The sequence below is a fragment of the Paraburkholderia lebeckiae genome, from assembly GCF_050436225.1.
In the GTDB taxonomy this organism is placed as follows: domain Bacteria; phylum Pseudomonadota; class Gammaproteobacteria; order Burkholderiales; family Burkholderiaceae; genus Paraburkholderia; species Paraburkholderia tuberum.
In genome coordinates this window covers 1,283,817-1,301,700 of the sequence record NZ_JBNDLU010000001.1, presented here as the reverse complement: position 1 = coordinate 1,301,700, position 17,884 = coordinate 1,283,817, and the positions used below count along the sequence as shown (strand labels likewise).

Genomic DNA, 17,884 nt, shown 5'->3' with positions numbered 1-17,884 from the left:
TAGTGCGCCCGTTTATGCCGTCGCGTTCGACGTCGCGCCGAGCGACGCGTCGAACGCCTGTTGCAGCGCGTGTTGGTCGAGGTCTGCGCCGATCAGTACGAAGCGGCTCAACGCGCCGTCGCCATTTTCACCCGCTTGCCAGCGCCGGTCGAAGTAGCTGTCGAAGCGCCGGCCCACGCACTGGATCACGAGACGCATCGCCGCGCCCTGCAGTGCCGCGAAGCCTTTGACACGGTAAATCGTGTGGGTTTCGACGAGCGCCTGCAAGGCGGCGAGCGCCGCGTCGCGCGACGGTACGGATGCCTGCACGACGACCGAATCGAATTCATCGTGGTGATGATCGGGGTCGTCGGCGGAACCGTGGTGGTCGTGACGCAGGTGGATCGTCTCTTCCGAGGCCGCTTCGAGGCCCAGCAGCGTATGCAGGTCGAGCTGTCCCCGCTGCGCGCGCACGATCTTCACCTGCGGCGCAATCTCCGCGCGGATCGCGGCTTCGACCTCGTGCTGCCGCGCGTCGTCGAGCAGATCGGTCTTGTTCAGAATCACCAGATCGGCCGCCGACAACTGGTCTTCGAACAGCTCGTGTAGCGGCGACTCGTGATCGAAATTCGGATCGGCCTTGCGCTGCGCGTCGACAGCGAGCGGGTTATCGGCGAACTGGCCGCTCGCGGCGGCCGGGCCGTCCACCACCGTCACCACCGCGTCGACCGTGAAGCCGTTGCGGATTTGCGGCCAGTTGAACGCCTGCACGAGCGGCTTCGGCAACGCCAGGCCCGACGTTTCGATCAGCACGTGATCGACTTCGTCGCGGCGTTCCGCGAGCTTCTCCATCACCGGGAAAAACTCTTCCTGCACGGTGCAGCACAAACAACCGTTCGCGAGTTCATACAATTGCCCTTCGGTCTCGACGCCGTTTTCATCGCAACCGATGCCGCAGCCCTTGAGGATTTCGCCGTCGATGCCGAGCTCGCCGAACTCGTTGACGATCACCGCGATGCGCTTGCCGCCCGCATGCTGAAGAATGTGCCGCAGCAGCGTGGTTTTGCCGCTGCCGAGAAAGCCCGTGACGATCGTGACGGGGATCTTGCGCAATTGAGTTTGCATCGTGAGGTCCATCCCTTGGCGTTGATCGGTATGCCGGAAAGTCCGCGCGTGGGTCCGCGTCGGCTGGCGAATGGAGCGAATGAAGCACGCGCAGCAGTACCAGCGATCACCAGACACGGGGACGAACGACGGCATTGCCGCGACAACGGAAATACAGAAAGCGGAACTGAGGTCATGAACGCGCCACCGCATCCCCGCGGCGGTCGTTCTGCTTCTTTGGGCCGGTATCCGGGCTGGCGAAAGCGCCGCTTCCCCTTCCCGGCCGAGTGGTTTCTCGGCCAGTGGTGAAATGTCCATGCGACCTTGCGCGAGGACATCGAAGCCGGCACTGCGGTGCCCGGCTATCAAGCCGGAACCGCTTTCGCTTACCGTTGCGGGGACAGCACAGGTTAGCCGCTCCAGAGCAGCTGGCTCCCTGTTTCCCGTTTAACTGCATGCGCACGAGCGCGCACGCGAGCACCCAAAGTGCGTGCGAGTGTAGGCCCGCGGACTTGCGCAGTCAAGCAACGTACAAAGCCGGAAAGCGCCGCCGCGGCTTATCCGGCAAGGCGCCATGTGCTATCGTATGCGCGCGTTTGGTGCCCGCACATGCGCTCGCGTGTGCAGTTAAACGGGAAACAGGCAGCGCCTCGCGCGTTCAACCTGTGCTGTCCCCGCAACGGTAAGCGACCTGCGGCGCGCGATTCGATTCGCCTTCGATTCCGACGTGCCGCGCATGCGTTTTTTGATGCCACTGTCCCGCGAATCCACAAACCGGGACGGGAAGGCGAAGCGCATGAGGCCGCCAGCCCGGATACCGGCCAAACGCGGAGGCGGTGCCGCATTGCATCCGTGCATCACGTGGCGCCGCCGGCCGCCGGAATCCGCGGGGAACGGATGTGAAGGCGTAGCAGCGCGACATCGCGCGTGCCCGGATTCGCAGTTCCGCATGACCTCTATATTCACCGCCGCGCGCGCTGTCGCACGCCGCTTCTCTTCTTCCATCACCGCATGGCGCGCGCCATGCACGCTGCGATGACGCGCGCCTGGCTGATCGGCGCCGGTCCCGGCGACGTCGAACTGATCACGCTGAAGGCAACCCGTGCGCTCGCGCAGGCCGATGTCGTGCTCGTCGACGATCTGGTAAATCCCGACGTGCTGCAGTTCGCACGCGCCGACGCGCAAGTCGTGTACGTCGGCAAACGCGGCGGCCATCCGTCGACGCCGCAAGCCGACATCGTCGCGCAAATGCTCGGGCATCTGCGCGCGGGGCGCAGCGTCGCGCGGCTCAAGGGCGGCGATCCGTTCGTGTTCGGCCGCGGCGGCGAAGAGTTGCGGGCGCTGCAGGCCGCGGGTATCGAAGTCGACGTGATCAACGGCATCACGGCCGGCATCGCGGCGCCCGCGGCGCTCGGTATCGCGGTCACGCATCGTGATCACGCGCAGGGCGTCGTGTTCGTCACCGGCCACGGCGCCGGCAGTGGCGAACCGGACTGGGCCGCGCTCGCCGCGACGCGCATGACGCTGGTGATCTACATGGGCATGCGCCGGCTCGGCGAGATCGCCCGCGCATTTCTCGCGGCCGGCATGTCCGCCGACACGCCGTGCGCGGCGATCGAGTCGGCGACGCGGCCTGAGCAGCGTCATGTGCTCGCGCCGCTTCGCGAGTTCGCCGAGGCGGTGGCGCGCGCGGGGCTCGGCTCGCCGGCGATCGTCGTGATCGGCGCTGTGGCGTCGCTCGCACTGGCGCGTGATGCGGCCAAACGCGACGCCGGCTTTGCTCACGAACTGGCAGCGAGCGCGACACGACACGGACTCGGACGCGCGATTAAAACGCTGAGCGTCGGCATCGGTTGCCGCTTGCACAGCGAAGCCGCTGAGATCGAAGCCGCGGTGCGCGCAGCGCTCGGATCGAATGCCTTCGAGCAGATCCACGCCATCGCGACGATCGACACCAAAGCCAACGAAGCAGGCCTGCTCGAATTCTGCTCGCGCCATCAACTGCCGCTGCAATTGTTCAGCCGCGAGCAGATCGCCGCGGTACCGGTCGCGTCGCCGTCGGCGGCGGCACACGCGCAGCTCGGCGTCGATGGTGTGTGCGAGCCGTGCGCGCTGCTGGCGGCAACGGCGCCGGCCTCCACCACAACCGCGCAAAACGCGCGTCTAATCGTACGCAAGACCGCGCACGCCGGCATCACGGTGGCGATCGCAGCGGCGAACAACGCTGCCCTTGGCGACGCGCCCCCATCCCATCCCGCCCCTCAAGACCAGGACCCTCGATGAAAACCGATCCGGAATCGCATCAACGCATGACCGAACGCCGCCGCGAAGGCCACGAAAAGAAGCAGGCCAGCGCGACCGTCGAAAAAGGCCTGCTGATCGTCAACACCGGCACCGGCAAGGGCAAGAGCACGGCCGCGTTCGGCATGGCCGTGCGGGTGCTCGGCCACGGCATGCGGCTCGGCGTCGTGCAGTTCATCAAGGGCGCGCTGCATACGTCGGAGCGCGATTTCCTCGGCGCGATCGCGCAATGCGATTTCGTCACGATGGGCGACGGCTACACGTGGAACACGCAGAACCGCGAGGCGGACATGGCGACCGCGCGCAAGGGCTGGAACGAAGCGCGGCGGATGATCGAAAGCGGCGACTACCAGATGGTGATCCTCGACGAGCTGAACACCGTGCTGAAGTACGAATACCTGCCGCTCGACGAAGTACTCGCGGTGATCAACGCGCGTGCGCCGATGTTGCACGTCGTCGTGACCGGACGCCATGCGCCGGACGCGCTGATCGAAGCCGCCGACCTCGTCACCGAAATGCGCGCAATCAAGCATCCGTATCGCGAGCAAGGTGTGAAGGCGCAGCGCGGCGTGGAGTTCTGAGCGATGTCGGCGTCCTACAACGGGGCTTCGTCCGGGGCGCCCCCCAGGGGGACTTCCTTCGGGGCGTCCCCCCAGGGGACTTCCGTCGGGGCGTGCCCCGCGCTGTTCATCAGCGCGCCCGCGTCGGGACAAGGCAAAACCACGATCACAGCCGGTCTCGCGCGCTATCACCGGCGGCTCGGACGTCGCGTGCGCGTGTTTAAGACCGGACCGGATTTTCTCGATCCGATGATTCTCGCGCGCGCGAGCGGCGCCCCGGTGCTGTCGCTCGATCTGTGGATGGTCGGCGAAAGCGCATGCCGCAACCTGCTCGCGCGGGCGGCGCAAGAAGCCGATCTGATCCTGATCGAAGGCGTGATGGGCCTGTTCGACGGCACGCCGAGCAGCGCCGATCTGGCGGCCACGTTCGGCGTGCCGGTGCTCGCGGTGATTTCCGCGCAGGCGATGGCGCAGACCTTCGGCGCGCTCGCGTTCGGCCTTGCGCGCTTCAGGCCGCAACTGCCGTTTCATGGCGTGCTCGCGAATCGCGTCGGCTCCGCCCGGCATGCGCAGATGTTGCAAGAAGCACTGCCGCCCGGGTTGCGCTGGTGCGGCCACCTCGCCGCGAGCGACGAGATCACGCTGCCCGACCGCCACCTCGGCCTACACCAGGCCGATGAAATCGACGATCTCGAAGCGCGCCTCGAACGCGCGGCGGATACGCTCGCGTCGACCGCGCTCGCCGAACTGCCGCCGCCGGTCGATTTCGGCGTGCCCTCGCCCCAAGTGCTGCCGCGTCTGCTCGAAGGCAAGCACATCGCCATCGCGCGCGACGCCGCGTTCTCGTTCATCTATCCGGCCAACGTCGCGCTGCTCGAAGCGCTCGGCGCGCGGCTCAGCTATTTCTCGCCGCTTGCCGACGAAGCGTTGCCCGCCGGCACGCACGCGCTTTATCTGCCGGGCGGGTATCCCGAGCTGCATCTGGCGACGCTCGCGGGCAACTTGACCAGCGCGGCATCGATCCGCGCGCACGTCGAGGCGGACAACCCGGTGGTCGCCGAATGCGGCGGCATGCTCTATCTGCTCGACACGCTGACCGACGCGCAAGGCACCAGCACGCCGATGCTGGGCCTGCTGCCCGGTCACGCGACGATGCAAACGCGCTTCACGTCGCTCGGCATGCAGCAGATCGATGGCGTCCACGGCACGCTGACCGGCCACACGTTCCACTACTCGAAGCTCGCGACGCCGCTCGCGCCGCAGCGCTTCGCCACGCACGCGCACAGCGACACGCCCGGCGAAGCGGTGTTCCGCGTGGGCCCGATTGTGGCAACCTATATGCACGCTTACTGGCCCTCCAACCCGGCTTTCACGGCCGCCCTCTTTCATGGCGAAGCCTTTTGACGACTCCGAGCGCGATGCGGTCTATCGCGCGATTTACGAACGCCGCGACATGCGCCACTTCCTGCCCGATCCGGTCGATCCGGCGGTGCTGCGGCGTCTGCTCGACGCGGCGCATCACGCACCGAGCGTCGGCTACATGCAGCCGTGGCGCATCGTGCGCATCACCGACGCGGCGCTGCGCACGGGCTTGCGCGACATCGTCGAGCGCGAACGGCTCGCCACCGCCGACGCGCTCGGCAAGCGCCGCGACGAGTTCATGAAGCTGAAGGTGGAAGGCATGCGCGAATGCGCGGAGCTGCTGGTGATCGCGTTGATGGACGGGCGCGAGCGACACGTCTTCGGCCGCCGCACGCTGCCGGAGATGGATCTCGCGTCGGTCGCATGCGCGATCCAGAACATGTGGCTCGCCGCGCGCGCGGAAGGACTCGGGCTTGGTTGGGTGTCGCTATTCGATGTCGACGCGGTGCACCAGCTACTGGCGATGCCGGAAGGCGCGCGGCCGGTCGCGATTCTGTGCCTCGGCCACGTCGCTGCGTTCTATAGCGAGCCGATGCTCGAAACGGAGCGCTGGGCGAGCCGTCTGCCGCTCGCCGATTGCGTGTTCGAAAACCGCTGGCCGCGAGACGAGCCGGCGCAGGAGTAACTGATACTCGCGGCCCCGGCGACCCGAGGCTGCGTTTTAACGCTGCAGCGGCTCCGTCGAGTCGACGTTCGGCACACCGCTCGTCTTGTCGATGCTGAGCTTCACACGCCAGTCGGCCGGCGCATCGAACGGCAGCTTCGCGAGCGCGGTTTTCACGAGCAACGGCAGTGCATGCAACGGGTCCGCATCGCGATCCATGAACACCGCGCCGACCTTGTAGCGCTCGGTGCCGCTCGCATAGTCGAAAAAGCGCAGCGTCAGCGCGTGCTGATACTTGCGCCCAAACAGCAGCGCGCCTGGACCGTCGCTGCCCGCGCCGCAATCGGCGGGCGCGCAATCCTCACCGCCGATGCCGATCGACGCCGGCCGCGTGCCATACGCCATCGACAGCAGATAATGCGCGGGCTTGCCCGCCGTATCGACGAACCCGTGTTTCGCCAGCTCGTCGCGCAACAGCTTTTCGACTTGCGGATGGTCGGCGCTGTCGTCCTGCGACTGCGTGCGCGCGAGCGAATAGGTCTGCTCGCCTTGCAGCGCAACGGCGCGGTCGGCGCCGTTAGCGGAGACGGTGTGCACGTCGGCGCTCAGGCCCGCGCAAGCGGTGAGGCTCGCCGCGGCCAGCGCGGCACAGAGGTGAGCGATCTTTGCCATTTTTTGTTTTCTCTCTAGTACATCGAATACATCAAAGGCGCATCAGGCGCGCGGTGCGATCGATTCGTCGAGGGGCGCGTCGTCGAGCGCGGGCAGCCAGATCGTGAAGGCCGTCCCCTCGCCGGGCGCGCTGACGACTTCGACGCTGCCACCGTGGCGCGTGACGACGGTTTTGACGAACGCCATGCCGAGTCCCGCCCCGCCCACTTCCGGCCGCTCCGCCTCGTGAAAACGGCGAAAGCGCTCGAACAATCCCGCTTGCTGCTCCTCAGGAATGCCATAGCCCTGGTCGCGGATCGTGCACGACACGCGCGGCGCCTCGCTGCCCGCGCGCTTCGCCGCCGGCTGGCCAGCGAAGCTGCATACGATGCGCGTGTCGGGCGGACTGTACTTGACCGCATTGTTCAGGATATTGACGAGCGCGCGTGTCATCAGCGAGCGGTCGGCGCAGATCCAGGGATCGTCGTCGGCGTCGTCGCCGGATTCCGTATGCAGCGCGATGCGCTTCGCATGCGCCTGCGGCCAGACCTCGTCGCTCGCATCGATGACGAGTTCGGTCAGACTCAGCGGCTCGAGCACATAGGCCTGCGATTCGGCGCGCGCCAGTTGCACGAAGTCGTCGGCGAGCGTAAGCGCGCGTTGCGCGTAGCGTTCGATGCGCTCCAGCACACTGCGCGCGAGCGCAGGCTCGGTCCGCGCGCGCTCGATCTCGACCAGCGCAACGATCGACGCCTGCGGCGAGCGCATGTCGTGCGACAGCAGCCGCAGCGCGTCTTCGCGCTGACGCTCGGCCGCATGCAGCGCCGACACGTCGACGAGACCGGCGATCCAGCCGGTCGTCTCGCCCTGCGCGTCGGTGCAGGTCGCATAGCGCAGCAGATGGTCGCGCTCGTTCGCGTCGCGCACCTCGACGCCCTGCGCCATCAGCGCCGCGAACTCGCCGCGCGTCGGATCGAGGAGCGCCGGCCAGTGCGCGTGCGCGGACAGATTGCGCTCGTTGTCCGTGGCCGCGCCGGTGTCGATCGTCTTCACGAGCGTGAGACCGCCGAGCACGCTCTGCATCGGCTGGCCCTCGGGCATCGGCGCGCCTAGCCGAGCGAAATGCGCTTTCGCCACGTGATTCGCGATCAGCACGACGCCGGCCACGTCGCTGACGAGAATCGGCTCCGGCACGCTATCGAGGCTGTCCCACACGAAGCGCTTCATGTCCTGCACCCGTTGCGCGGCCTGAGCCATCAGCGCCATGTGTTGCGCGAGCACGTCGCCGCCGAACTCGCGGCGGCGCTTCGGCGTCTCGGGCAGCAGATGCGGCTCGTCGGCGAGACGCTGCAGTTCGCCGCGCAGATACGCCATCGTCATTTCGAGGCGTCGCCAGTTCCAGATCGGATAGACGATCACGACGCCGAGGATCGCCGGCACCGGCGAGATCCACAGCCTGCCGCCGTACAGCAGCAGCGCGCTGCCGGTCGCGGCGAGCAGCACCAGCGCGCCGGTCAGCAACAACGAGCGGCGCGGCGACAGCACGAGGAAGCCGGCGAGCAGCGCGGCGAGCGGCCCGAGCGCCGCCGCGAACACGACCCACAGCGCGACCGGCTGGATCTCGCGGCCGCTCAGCAGCGTGTCGAGCACGTTCGCGTGGATGTAGACGCCGGGCAGCGGACCGAGCTCGCCCGATACCGGTGTCGCGAAGCGGTCGTACAGACCCGACGCCGTCACGCCGATCACGACGATGCGTCCGCGCAACTGATCGGTCGGCACCTTGCCGGCGAGCACGTCGGCGAAACTGAGCTTCGGGTAGTTCGCGGCGTTCGGGCCGAACGGAATCAGGAAGCGCTCTTCGCCGCCGTCGTCGCTGCCGCGCGCGGGCTCGTTCGAGGGGCGCGGCGGCAGGCCGCCGCGCAGATGCAGCTTGCCTTGTTCGACCGCTTCGGCGACGAGCACCGTCAGTTGCGGCCAGCGCGAGCGCTCGTCGTCCTGGAAGCGCGCGACGCTGCGCACGATGCCGTCGCTGTCCACTTCGAAATTGATGTGACCGAGCCCGGCCGCAGCCTGCGCGAGCGGCGCGACGGGTTCATCGACGGTGCGCGCGCCGCTCGCGTCGGGCGGCGTCAGCAGCACGGGCAGATAGGTCGGGCTCAGCGCGATTGCGTGGGCGAGCTGGGCGTCGTCGGCGTTGGGCTCCGTGAACAGCACGTCGTAGATCACCGCGGCGGGTTTGGCCGCGGCGATCTGTTCGAGCAGCCGCGCATGCACGCCGCGCGGCCACGGCCAGCGGCCGAGCGCGTCGATGCTCGCGTTGTCGATCTCGACGACGACGAGGTCGGACAGCAGCGGCTGCTCGCGCAGCTTCAGAAACTCGTCGTACACCAGCTGATCGATGCCGGCGCCGACGCGCCCGAACGACGTCAGCAGGATCACCACGAAGCCGAGACAGGCCACGCTGACCCACTCGATCAGAAAGCGCCGACCGGCGCGCCGGCCGAGACGGGCGCGCGGATCGAGGCTCAGTCGCGTAGAAGTGGCGGGCAAGGGACGATGTAGTCGGGAACGGGAGGACGGACCGGCCAGCAGGCCGGCCCCGAGAATCTATCAGGGTCAGCGCGCAAGCGTAAAGGAGTGGACCGGACTGCTCTTTTCGTAGAAGCGGCCGTTGTCGAACTGCTCGGCGACGATCGTCCAGTAGTAGATGCCCGGAGGCAGATCGCTGATCACGAGTTCGCCGCCCGGCAGATCGGGGCGATCGATTACCGGATGGCTCAGTTCGGCCGTGTTCGCGAGCAGAAAGCGGAAACGGGTCGGCACGTTGCTGTGGCTGACGAACCAGCGGAACTCGTAGTCGCGGCTACCCGCGCGCTGCGCGGCCGAAACGTCCAGCCCCAGCTGGCGGCGCTCGAACGCGTACACGTTCGGCAGGCCGTCGAGACCGTTGCTATCGGTCGACGCGACGCGCACGAAGTACGTGCCGTCGGGCAGATCGCCGAAGTCGGCATGCGGCGCGCTCACGCGCAGGTCTCGCACCAGGTCCAGTTGATCGGCGTCGTGCGAAATCTGCAGCCGATAGCCGACCGCGTGCTCGGCCGGGTCGACGTCGAACGCGACGCTCTTGCCGTCCTGCACGCGCGCCGGCCGCGCGAGCGCGGGTGCGGGCAACAGTTGGACCGGACTGCCGACCGCGCCGCCCGAGTGCGTGACGTTGCCGAAGCTTGCGTTAATCAGCTGCTCGGACGCCGGCAACGGCCTGCCTGGCGCCGGCGCGGCGCTCTGGCCATGCTGGGTGGCCGGATCGACGCCGACCGCGCCGTCTAGCACCGCCACCGCGGTGGTTTGCGTGTCGCGGTCGTAATCGACGCGGAAACGCGTGCCGCGCACCCCGGCGACCACCGAAGGCGAACGGATCTGGAAGCGATCGTTGCGTCGCGTCGCATGCGTGACCTGGCTCTCGACCTCGCCGGCGCGCAGCCGAAAGATGCGATCGGCCACGCCGGTCAGCGTGACGTGCCGCAGTCTCTCGATATTGAGTTCGCCGTTCTGCGCGACCGTCACGTATGAGCCGTCGGGCAGCTCGAGCGTCGCGAACCCGTTCGCGCCGGTGCGCAAGCGATCGCCTTCGGCAAGCGTTTTACCGGTTTTCAGCGGCAGATAGGGGCTCGAGTCGAACGCGCGCTCGACCGGACCGCTGGTCGCGACCACGCGAGCCGTGTCCGGATCCTGGCGCAGCCTTCGGGACGGCAAACGCAGCACGATGCCGGCCGCCATGCGGCGCGGCGCGGGCACGTGATTGAGGCTGCTCAACAGCGCCCAGTCGGTCGGATCGGCCATGTAGCGGGCGGCGATGTCATACAGCGTGTCGCCCTCGCGTGTCGTGTACGAAGCGTAGGCCGGCGCCGCCTTCGCTCCGGTCTTGCCGCGCGCGGGCTGCGCGTGCGCGAGCGCGCTCCAGCCGGTCGCGCCCGTTGCAATCAGACAGGCCGCGGCAAGCCACGCGGCGGCGCGGCGGCCGGGCATGGCGGCGCTGCCCGATGCCGCCCCATCCACGCAGACCGTCACGCTTTCCCCGCTTCTTCTGTGGGTTCGTCGTCGGCGGCCGGTGGGGTGTCGGTTTCGATCCGCTCGAGGCGGTAGCCATAGCCGTAGATCGGCGTGAGCCGATAACCGTGCTCGGGGCGCAGACCGAGCTTGCTGCGCAACATCGACACATGAGTGTCCATCGTGCGCGACGGGATGTCCGTGGCCTGCTTCCAGATCACGTCGAGAATGTGCGCGCGCGACAACGGCCGGCTCATATGCTGGAACAGCAGCAGCGCGAGTTCGAACTCTTTCTGCGTGACGGAGACCGGGGTGCCGCGGACCACGACGTGCTTGACGCTCAGGTCGAACTCGAAGTCGCCGAACACTTCCCTGGTTGCCGGCGGCTTCAGGTAATACGCGCGCCGCAGCAGCGAGCCGACCCGCGCGAGCAGCACGGCGCCCGACACGGGCTTGACGAGATAGTCGTCCGCACCTGTATTCAGAATCGAAGTGATGTCGGCTTCGCGGCTGCGGCTCGTCATGAACAGCACCGGCAGGCGCTCGGACAGGCTTTCGCGCACCCAGCGAAGCACTTCTTCGCCGGACATGTCGGGAACGTTCCAGTCGAGCACGAGCAGATCGAACGTCTGACGACGCAACTGGCGCACGAGTTCGCGCCCTGCGCCATACGCGTGACAGACGTGTCCAGCGGCGGACAGCGTTTGACACACAAGGTCGGCCTGAGCCGAATCATCATCGAGGACTGCAATTCTCATAACACCCCACAACGCAACAGCGCCTTCATGGCTGACGGCCGGTATACCGGCTGACGACCGGGATGACGGCGCAGCACCGCCGATCCGGCTACCCAAAAAATTCCGGCTGCTACTTTCTGATTAATGGTCCCTCACCGTACCCCGCCATGACGCTGCTTTCATGAAACTGAAATCAGCGCATGAATCTAATTTCCATAGCGATTATGCAGGGCAGATCATGATAATCGAAAACCCTCTTTCTTCCCGCTTGCCGGCACCGGCAATCCGTCGCGAAAAACCCTAATCGAAAACGGCTGACGCGCTTTTCAGGTTTCTGGGGTCTGCCAGCACTGGCCGGCCCAAGGAGGAAGTGACACTGCGGACGGCAAATCCTTGCTGGAGCGGCTTTTTGACCGGCCCCTTTATCGGCCTTAAGATTCCCTTCAGGTACTCTTATTTAACAATTGCGTGTTCAGTATAAGAATAATCTCAAAAGAAATCGTTTAAACATTGTTAGATTTCGTCTCGGGCGAGTTGTCATTCGAGGCAATCGCCTTGGTCCGGAGTGCGACTCAAAGCCCTCGTTTTATATGAGGCATTCGACACTGCTTTACATTGTTGGCCGAGCGATGACGCGCCGCGAGACGAGACGGACCGTCAGCGGGTGATGCGCAGCGTTAGGGCCGCCGGCAAAAAAAATGCGGCGCTGCCCCTGTCGAAGCAACGCCGCTCACCAAACACTACACACGCTCGCCGGGGTCTAACCGCACGAGTAACGTCAATTTAGCCCGGAGAAAAGCTCTGCTCAAGATGAAAGAACTTCCTTTGTAACCGCTGGCGAAGTAGTTATTACGCGCCGTACCAGCGCGCGCGACGCGGAAGTCTTACACAGCGCGAGTTCGAAATTGGTATGAGTTGAAGCCCCAATCGACGGTAATTTACATACACAGATGTTTGGTTACAGCATGGCCCCATTGGCGTTGCTGCGGCGCGTCAGATTTCCCACCTGCGTGCCTGCGTGGCCCGTCTGCGTTGCCTCGTTCGGTCGCTTGCTCGCGCGGTCAACGCGCGCCTTCGATGTCCGGCATCGGCGCGAACAGCGCGTAGAGGTCGTCGTCCGAAAACTTCGCGGCGCCGGCCGCATCTTCCGTGAGAATGCTGTCGGCGAGCCCGGCCTTGTGCTCCTGCAACGCGACGATCTTTTCCTCGATGCTGCCGGCCGCGATCAACTTGTACACGAATACCGGCTTGTCCTGTCCCAGCCGATGCGCGCGGTCGGTCGCCTGGTTCTCGGCGGCCGGGTTCCACCACGGATCGTAGTGGATCACCGTGTCGGCGGCGGTCAGGTTCAGCCCCACGCCGCCGGCCTTCAGGCTGATCAGGAACAGCGGCACCTCGCCCTGCTGGAACCGCTCGACCGGGGTCACGCGATCGGTCGTGTCGCCCGTCAGCATGACGTACGGGATCGCGGCTTCGTCGAGCGCCTCGGCGATCAGCGCGAGCATGCCGGTGAACTGCGAGAACAGCAGCACGCGGCGTCCCTCCTCGATCAGCTCGGGCAGCATCGACAGCAGCAGATCGAGCTTGGCCGAGCGCATCGCGCGCTCGCCGCCGCCCGTGGCAGCGCCGTCCGCGATACCGCTGGCGGTGCGCACGAGCCGTGGATCGCAGCACACCTGGCGCAGCTTCAGCAACGCATCGAGCACGATGATGTGGCTGCGTGCGAGCCCCTGCGCGCTGACCGCCGCGCGCACCTTCTGCTGCATCGCCGTGCGCACGGTTTCGTAAAGGTCGCGCTGCGCGCCTTCCAGATCGACCGGACACACGATCGTCGTCTTCGGCGGCAGCTCCTTCGCGACCTCGTCCTTGCGACGGCGCAGCATGAACGGCCGGATGCGGCGCGCGAGCAACGCGCGGCGCACGTCGTCGCCGTTCTTTTCGATCGGATTGCGCCAGCGTCGCGTGAAGTCCTTCTGGCTACCGAGAAAGCCCGGCAGCAGAAAATCGAACTGCGACCACAGCTCGCCGAGATGATTCTCGAGCGGCGTGCCCGTCAGACACAGCCGATGCCGCGCCCGCAAGCCGCGAATCGCCTGGGCGGCTTTGGTGGTCGCGTTCTTCACGTACTGCGCCTCATCCAGAATCAGCAGATGATAGTCGTGCTCGGCGAGCACCTTCTGATCGCGCCACAGCAGCGCATAAGTGGTCAGGATCAGCTCGTGTTCGCCGATCTGCTCGAAGCGCTCTTTCCTCTGCGGCCCGTTCAGCACCAGCACTTTCAGCTCAGGTGCGAAGCGGCGCGCTTCCTCGCGCCAGTTGTGCACGAGCGTGGTCGGCACGACGATCAGCGCGGGATGCTTGAGCCGCCCCGCTTCCTTCTCGGCGAGAACATGCGCGAGCGTCTGCACGGTTTTGCCGAGGCCCATGTCATCGGCAAGCACGCCTGCCAGATCCTGTTCGCGCAGGAACTGCATCCAGTTCAGGCCCTGGTGCTGGTAAGCGCGCAGCTCGGCCTTCAGCCCCCGCGGCACCGGCACTTCGCGCAGACCCGGACCGGCTTGCAGACGGCGTGCGAGCTCGCGGATCGAATCGTCGCCGCTGAACTGCCAGCGGCCGGTGTCGTGCAGCGCATCGAGGCGACCCGCATCGACCGCGGGCACGCGCAGCGGCGCGCCTTCGGCAAGTGCGCCGCCGAGCGAATCGAACAGATCGACCAGCACGCGCATCACCGGCTTCAGACGATCGGCGCGCAACCGCAGGCGCTTGTTTTCCTCGGTCTTCAGCTCGATCGGCTCGTCGTCTCGAATACTCTCCAGCGCGCCAGAGAGCCAGCGCCGGTCGCGCCGGAACAGATCGGCCAGCAGCGGTTCGAGCCGCACGTTGCGCTCGCCGACGCGGATGCCCATCTCCAGATCGAACCAGCCGTCGCCGGCCTGCTGCGCGGTGCCGTCGATCGCGTCGATCTCGATCACGTTGTAGCGGAACTCGGGCGCCATCGCCACGCGCCAGCCCTTCGCGACCAGATCCGGCACCGCGTCGTTAACGAACTCGGACCACGCGTCGGTGTCGGGCAGACCGAGCATCGTGTCGGGCAACAGACGCGATGCATGCAGGTTGCGCGTCGGCACCTTTTGCAGACCGGTCTTGCGCAATTCCAGCAGACGCTTTTTCTCGGCGTCGTAGCGCCGGCGAATGTGAATCACGTCGCCGCCCGGCAGCGGCACCAGCGTCACGCTGCTGTCGGCGTTGATACTGACACCGTCGTAGTCGAAGCTCGCGGCGGCCAGTTCTACCGCGGCGGACTGGCGCTCCGCGGCCTTCGCGGCCTTCGCGGTTTTCGCCGTTTTGATGCCCTTCCCCGCGCCCGGCAGCGCATGGCTGTTCAGCGTCAGCACCGGCACCGGTTCGACGTCGATCGCGCGAATCGCGGGCGCGTCGTGGGTCGGCGGCAGCGGCAGCTCGGGCGCGATCTCGCGCAGCACCGACGCGACGAGCGGCGCCTCGGCGAGCGAGATCGGCGGCATCGCGAGGTAGTCGGGCAGTTGCTGGAACGGCAGCGACAGTGGCACGACGCCCGCCTCGTTGGCGACGCCGTCCACGTACCAGACCGGTTCGGTCGGCAGCACCATGCTCGCGCGCGGTTCGGTGCGCAGTACCGGACGCAGGCGCTCGTCGGCGAGCGGCTCCCATTCGATGCGCCCGAGACGGTCGGCGGCGCGCGCGAGCGGCGTCGGTCCGGCCTCGCCCGGCGCGATCCCGAAGTCGAAGAACAGGCGCCCGGTCGCGATCAGCTTGCGCAGCGTTTCCGCGCCACTCGTGCCTCGCAGTACGAACTGGCCCAGGTCCTCGCGCGAGCGACCGAGCCATAGGCCGCGGAGGATCGACAGGTCTTCGTCGGACACGAAGCGCGGCTGCCTGAGCAGCGCGCCTTCGACGTCGCCCCAACTGTCGCCGACTTCGACGATCACGCCGTCCGCGTCGCAACGCGCGCGATGCAGCACGACTTCGTGGCGCATATGAAAACGCGACCAGTTGAGCCGATAGACGAGCGTTTCCTTGCGCGTGGCGTCGACCTTCCGGGCGGCTTCTTTTTCGGCGGCGGCGTCGGCCGCGCGGGCGCGCGCGCGAAAACGCTCGAGCCAGCTGACCAGTTCGGGTCGCACACCTTGAGATGAAGATGAAGATGGAGACGGTGATGGCGCCGGCGGCGCGCCCGGCACCGTAATCCGCCGCGCGATGAACGCCTCCGACGTCGCCGGGTCACTGTCGTCCTCGACCTGCGTGATGTGATCCATCTCGTCGTGGTAGTCGAGTTCCGCGAGCAGCAGCGCCGCGACGTGCTTGCAATTGCGGCCGACCGGGCACGTGCATTTGCCTTCGGCCGACGGCGACCCGCCATCGGTACGAAAGCGAACCCGCGTCAGGTACGGCTGCGGCTGCGAGCCCTGCACGTCGCCCGACAGCGTGTCTCCCTGCCATTTGACGTTGCTGACCGCGCCCACCGAGCGCGCCTTGGCGACGGTGCGCTCACCGAGCCATTCCGCAATCCTTTCCCGATCGAAGAAAACTGATGACATCCGCGTGCATTCCTGTTCAAACCGGCGAAGGCAAGCGCGCATGGACCATGACGGGGCGCCGCGCGACGCCCGGCCGATTCTGTCCAGCTGCGATTTGCCAGTGATAACCGGCCATTTTACGCGTTGGACGAAAATCGCCGGGGCGGGCGATCTGGACAGTTCGGGAGCAGCCCGGTCAAGCCGCGGCTCGACCCATATTAGCGTCCGCCGCGGGCCATGCTGCCCCACACCCGGTCGCGCAGGATCAGCCCATGCAACAACGCCGCAGCCAGATGCAGCAGCACCGTCGCGAACAACGCCAACGCGAGCCACGTATGCAGCGCGCGCAGCAGCGCGAACAGCGCGACGTCATGCGGTGCGATCGGCGGCAGATGCAGCGGACCGAACAGCGTGACCGGATAGCCGGCCGCCGATAGCATCGCCCAGCCGATCAGCGGCATCGCGAGCATCAGCCCGTACAGCACGACGTGCGACGCATGCGCCGCGATTCGTTGCGGCTTCGACATGCGCGCGGGCAATGGCGGACTGCCGCGCATCACGCGCACCGCGAGCCGCACCAGCACGAGCAGCAGCAACGCGATGCCGAGCGGCCGATGCAGCGCGACCAACGCATCATGGGCACGCGATACCGTCGCCACCATGCCCACGCCGATAAACAGCATCGCGACGATCAGCGGCGCCATCGTCCAGTGCAGCAGCCGCGCGAGCGGACTGAAGTGAGTGCTGGTGCGCGTCATGAATGCTCTCCGTTTGGCTGGGTTCGATGGATCTCGGGATGCAGCGCCTCCTCGCGCGTGCGGCGTTGGAACGACTGTGCGTAGGCCGCCGAGCGCGCGGCGAGCAGCGGATCGTCCGATGGCGCGATGCCGGCGGGCACGAGCGTCGGATCGAAGTTGATGTCGCGGCAGGCGCCGTCTTCCTGCGACGTCGTGCGTTCGATCACAAGCGTCCCCGCGTCGACGCGCCGACGGTCGTCGGGCCACTGCAGCGTCGCGTCGCCGATCGGGTCGCCCGGTTGCGCGACGGTCAACAGCAGATGCCAGCGCAACGGTCCGTGTTGCAGACGCTCGTCGAGATCGGCGGCGAGGAAGTCCTTTTCGGCCTGCTGCGCCGCGGTGATGGGCGCGTAAGGCGTGTCGGGCACGACGGCCCAGCGCACGGCGCGCGTCGTGCCGTGCGCATCGGTAAACAGAAACGCGTCGATGCCGTAGTACGCGGCGTTCGCGAGGCTCGACGACGGCGCGTGCGACTTGACCCAGCGCTGGAACGGCTGCGTCTCGGGATTGGCCGCGTAGAACGCCTTCAGCTTCGCGGGGTCCGGTTTGCCGGTCGCAGGGTCGGGCTTCGTGGCCAGCAATTGCTGATAGAACTGCGCTGGCGTATGCACCGCGAACACCGGCGTCGAGTTCATGCCGGTACGCCATTGTTCACCATCGTGAAGCCGGAACTGCAGCGCGAGACTGCGCACCGGCGAGCTCGTATCGGGCGCGGACGGATTGCCGCCGGGCACCGCGAAGCGACCCGACACCGGCGTGCGGCCCAGCGCGAACACTGCCGCGTGCGACAGCGCCGCGCCATTGCCGTTGCTGTCGAAATAGCCGTCGACGCACAGGCCCTTGGCGTGATTGCGTCGATAGCCGGGATGCGGGCCCGCGACCGCCTCGAACGTATCGATGATGCGCGGGGCGGTCAGACGCGCGGGCGTGAGCCACCCCGCGGTGTAGGCGAAGCCGCCCGCGAGCGCGAGCACGACCGCGCCGATCGCGGCGAGCCGGCATGGCACGCAGATCGGCCTCGGGTCGGTGCCGGCGGGCTTGGGTTTGGGTACGAACGGTGGTGTCACGGAAACTCCTTGCCGGATGGATCGATGATTCGATCGACGAATCGACCAACGTACGGGCG

The 17,884-nt window shown here is 66.9% G+C and carries 12 protein-coding genes, 1 pseudogene and 2 riboswitches; of the genes and pseudogenes, 5 read left to right on the top strand and 8 right to left on the bottom strand.

The features are described from left to right. Positions 1–12 precede the first annotated feature (12 nt). Positions 13–1,104 (bottom strand): cobalamin biosynthesis protein CobW, encoded by a 1,092-nt coding sequence (cobW, locus tag OKW45_RS06165; protein WP_429466582.1) that lies wholly within the window; start codon positions 1,102–1,104, stop codon positions 13–15. Positions 1,105–1,306: 202 nt separating this feature from the next. After that, a riboswitch (cobalamin riboswitch) is annotated at positions 1,307–1,583 on the bottom strand. Between the two features lie 80 nt (positions 1,584–1,663). Then, a riboswitch (cobalamin riboswitch) is annotated at positions 1,664–1,923 on the top strand. Between the two features lie 195 nt (positions 1,924–2,118). Between cobW and cobA the strand changes: the two are divergent. The 5 genes and pseudogenes from cobA to bluB all read left to right on the top strand — a co-directional run. Further along, positions 2,119–2,856 (top strand): annotated as a pseudogene (gene cobA / locus OKW45_RS06160) (uroporphyrinogen-III C-methyltransferase); the annotation flags it as partial. Between the two features lie 15 nt (positions 2,857–2,871). Beyond that, positions 2,872–3,366 carry a cobalamin biosynthesis protein gene (locus OKW45_RS06155; RefSeq protein ID WP_429469278.1) on the top strand — a complete coding sequence of 165 codons (495 nt, stop codon included), beginning with the start codon at positions 2,872–2,874 and terminating at the stop codon, positions 3,364–3,366. Then, positions 3,363–3,965, top strand: coding sequence for a cob(I)yrinic acid a,c-diamide adenosyltransferase (cobO, locus tag OKW45_RS06150; RefSeq protein WP_018421084.1), 603 nt, complete (start codon positions 3,363–3,365; stop codon positions 3,963–3,965). The genes OKW45_RS06155 and cobO overlap by 4 nt, the downstream gene beginning before the upstream one ends. Positions 3,966–3,968: 3 nt before the next feature. Continuing rightward, the gene (locus tag OKW45_RS06145) at positions 3,969–5,348 is read left to right on the top strand and encodes a cobyrinic acid a,c-diamide synthase CobB (RefSeq protein WP_429466580.1); all 1,380 of its coding nucleotides are present in this window, start codon (positions 3,969–3,971) and stop codon (positions 5,346–5,348) included. Beyond that, on the top strand, positions 5,332–5,991 hold the full coding sequence (gene bluB, locus OKW45_RS06140) for a 5,6-dimethylbenzimidazole synthase (RefSeq protein ID WP_429466578.1): 660 nt from the start codon (positions 5,332–5,334) through the stop codon (positions 5,989–5,991). Before OKW45_RS06145 ends, bluB begins: the two co-directional genes overlap by 17 nt. A 36-nt stretch (positions 5,992–6,027) precedes the next feature. Here the strand turns inward: bluB and OKW45_RS06135 are convergent, their stop codons facing one another. The 7 genes from OKW45_RS06135 to OKW45_RS06105 form a co-directional block, all read right to left on the bottom strand. Further along, positions 6,028–6,642: a DUF4136 domain-containing protein gene (locus tag OKW45_RS06135; RefSeq protein ID WP_429466576.1), complete on the bottom strand. Its 615-nt coding sequence runs from the start codon at positions 6,640–6,642 to the stop codon at positions 6,028–6,030. A 42-nt stretch (positions 6,643–6,684) separates the two neighbouring features. Further along, the gene (locus tag OKW45_RS06130) at positions 6,685–9,171 is read right to left on the bottom strand and encodes a CHASE2 domain-containing protein (protein ID WP_429466574.1); all 2,487 of its coding nucleotides are present in this window, start codon (positions 9,169–9,171) and stop codon (positions 6,685–6,687) included. Between the two features lie 66 nt (positions 9,172–9,237). Next, the gene (locus OKW45_RS06125) at positions 9,238–10,689 is read right to left on the bottom strand and encodes a FecR family protein (protein ID WP_429466572.1); all 1,452 of its coding nucleotides are present in this window, start codon (positions 10,687–10,689) and stop codon (positions 9,238–9,240) included. Then, positions 10,686–11,426, bottom strand: coding sequence for a response regulator transcription factor (locus OKW45_RS06120; RefSeq protein ID WP_429466570.1), 741 nt, complete (start codon positions 11,424–11,426; stop codon positions 10,686–10,688). Before OKW45_RS06120 ends, OKW45_RS06125 begins: the two co-directional genes overlap by 4 nt. A 1,040-nt stretch (positions 11,427–12,466) precedes the next feature. After that, positions 12,467–15,982 (bottom strand): DEAD/DEAH box helicase, encoded by a 3,516-nt coding sequence (locus OKW45_RS06115; RefSeq protein WP_429466568.1) that lies wholly within the window; start codon positions 15,980–15,982, stop codon positions 12,467–12,469. 197 nt (positions 15,983–16,179) lie between these two features. Next, entirely contained in the window at positions 16,180–16,719 is a 540-nt protein-coding gene (locus tag OKW45_RS06110) for a cytochrome b (protein WP_429466566.1), read from the bottom strand. Beyond that, complete coding sequence (locus OKW45_RS06105; RefSeq protein ID WP_429469275.1) at positions 16,716–17,771, bottom strand: catalase family peroxidase; 1,056 nt, start codon at positions 17,769–17,771, stop codon at positions 16,716–16,718. Before OKW45_RS06105 ends, OKW45_RS06110 begins: the two co-directional genes overlap by 4 nt. Between the last annotated feature and the right edge of the window lie 113 nt (positions 17,772–17,884).